Genomic DNA, 2,535 nt, shown 5'->3' on the forward strand with positions numbered 1-2,535 from the left:
GAGCTCAATCGGGGTACACCCTCTTATTTACGAGTATGCCACCACCAAAGCGTTTTAAAATAAAACGCAAAGAATTATTTACTCACATACCGCATTGTTCAATTGAATAATAGAGTACAATTGAACAACTTTAAATTAATAATTACCTTTATGATTTCTACTTAAATAAACTCCCATTACTTTCCCATGCTGTACGTAAATAATCTTGTCTATTTAAACATTGCAAGAGCGCCCATTTGAGATAAACAACAGCACCTCTTACTTGCTTTCTCTCAATTTGTTCTTACGCAAGAACATAGCTCTTTTATAGTCTTTGCTTCATAAACTTCCGAACGCATTCCGCTGCGCGGCCATTCTTTCTTATCTTCGCTTAACAATGGAGTCTCAATTAGTTAATCCACCAACAGCGTTCAATTATGTCGAGTCTCATCGTGATGAATATCAACTGTCTCATGACTTGAATGAGATAGTATTACAATTTCCTTCTACAACAGCTCAATTAAGCGCCAGATTAAGTCGTAGCTGTATGAAGATTGATCATTGCGTCATTGAATACAGGCAACAAGTTCCTATAAACGCAACAGGAACTGTAATTGTGGAGATTCATGACAAAAGAATGACGGATAACGAGTCATTACAAGCGTCGTGGACATATCCTATAAGATGTAACATAGATCTCCACTTCTTTTCATCTTCATTCTTCTCCCTCAAAGACCCAATTCCTTGGAAATTGTATTACAGAGTTAGCGACACGAATGTTCATCAAAGAACACATTTCGCCAAATTTAAGGGGAAACTGAAGATATCCACTGCGAAACATTCGGTGGATATTCCTTTCAAGCCCCCAACAGTGAAAATATTATCTACACAATTCACTGAAAAAGATGTGGATTTCTCCCACGTTGGTTACGGGAAATGGGAAAGGAAATTGATAAGGTCCGCATCCACTTCAAAATATGGGCTTCACAGCCCAATAACATTAAAACCCGGAGAGACATGGGCAACAAGAAGTTCAATAGGAACCGGTACTTCAGATGCGGACTCGGAATTAGACAATACAGTACTTCCATATAGACAGCTTCATAGATTGGAAACAAGTATTCTAGACCCTGGAGAATCCGCATCTATAGTTGGAGCGCGGAGAACCGAGTCAAGTATCACCCTTTCAATGGCCCAATTAAACGAATTGGTAAAGACTGCGACCCAAGAATGTATTAACAGTAATTGTACTCCTGCTCAACCAAAGTCGTTGAAATAAAAATATTTTATAAAAATTTTAAGCAAAGAGAATGCGGAAATAATCATGACTTATTCGAAACATTATTATTATTCATCCAACATAATCAAGATCAAATGATACAAACGTAGATGCTTTGGACATAGCATCTGACATCCAACAATAATAGACTAAGAGGGCATTCTTGCTTATGTTAGCATAAACGCCATTACACGAGTCACGTTCATCATCTTTAAATGTAGCCCAACAATTAAAACGCTTATTAGACAAATATGTGCTTCCTTCGACGTCAACCATCATGCTATCCTTCTCCACTGAGAGCACACGCTTATAAACATGACGAATATAGAAACGGTCTTTCAATGTGGCGATAATGGCTAAATTACCGTGACTATGTATCCTTGCACCAAACAATTCATCAAATGTATGTAGACATCCAGAAGATCCCAAGTGAGGTTTTCGGTCGACAACAACGACCATGGAAAATACGCCTTCAATCTTAGGAGTTGAACCATCCATATTCAAAACACGTTCAATTTTCACGGTACCCTTAAAACGTAAACGTTTTAACTTAATAAAACTCTTTGATCGATTCGGTTCACTCTTACCAAGATTAGGGAAATTAATAAACGTTGAGATCGCTGAATTATGGGCCATAACAAATTCAGGCCCAAACTGATTCTCATGTAAACGTTGGGCTGACATTCTAACATCATCATTGGCCTTTCTATGAATATTCGATCCACGTTTGGCATTGATTCTATTCACACTATACGAACGCCTAGACAAGGGATACCTTGAATAGCTTCGTCTCGAAGTAGTAGTAGCACCACGTTTGTTTCGCGAAAAATACATTTTCAAATACACAGGTTTCCTTAATAAATATGAACACAATATATACACAATATATCTACACAATTAATTAAATAGGCACGAAACAAAGCATTTAATTGGTCCATCTAAAACATATAGTACAATGTCAGAAATATAAAGGGCCAATTTCTGACAACTCCTCACATGATTCAAAATTTGAATCAAATATAGCCGTTGGATAAACATTACCAATTAAATGCAACATTGTAAAACGCGCCACGTGCAAAACTAAAGTTGGTTTTTGCATCAAATGACAAAAGAGACCCTATATAGAACACGTGTCGACACGACAACAACGGATTTCAAAAACACGCTCAACTAGTTTTGCGGAACTGAAATACACGGCCAGGATTTCAAGGGGAAAAAAATCGCGCGGCCATCCGGTAATATTATAACGGATGGCCGCCACGTGTCTCCAGATCCTT

At 37.8% G+C, this 2,535-nt stretch carries 2 protein-coding genes; one reads left to right on the top strand and one right to left on the bottom strand.

What is annotated here, in order from left to right; genetic code table 11:
* Positions 1 to 526: 526 nt before the first annotated feature.
* The gene (locus IEY94_RS24525) at positions 527 to 1,258 is read left to right on the top strand and encodes a movement protein BC1 (RefSeq protein ID WP_229706292.1); all 732 of its coding nucleotides are present in this window, start codon (positions 527 to 529) and stop codon (positions 1,256 to 1,258) included.
* A 72-nt stretch (positions 1,259 to 1,330) separates the two neighbouring features.
* Here IEY94_RS24525 and IEY94_RS24530 read toward each other — a convergent pair whose 3' ends face one another.
* Entirely contained in the window at positions 1,331 to 2,005 is a 675-nt protein-coding gene (locus tag IEY94_RS24530; RefSeq protein ID WP_229706294.1) for a capsid/nuclear shuttle family protein, read from the bottom strand.
* Positions 2,006 to 2,535 lie beyond the last annotated feature (530 nt).

The sequence above is a fragment of the Pilimelia anulata genome (assembly GCF_014647895.1).
Classification (GTDB): domain Bacteria; phylum Actinomycetota; class Actinomycetes; order Mycobacteriales; family Micromonosporaceae; genus Pilimelia; species Pilimelia anulata.

Excerpts from the sequence above, each read along its gene's own strand:
- IEY94_RS24525 (WP_229706292.1), top strand. The coding sequence starts at position 527 with ATGAAGATTGATCATTGCGTCATTGAATACAGGCAACAAGTTCCTATA.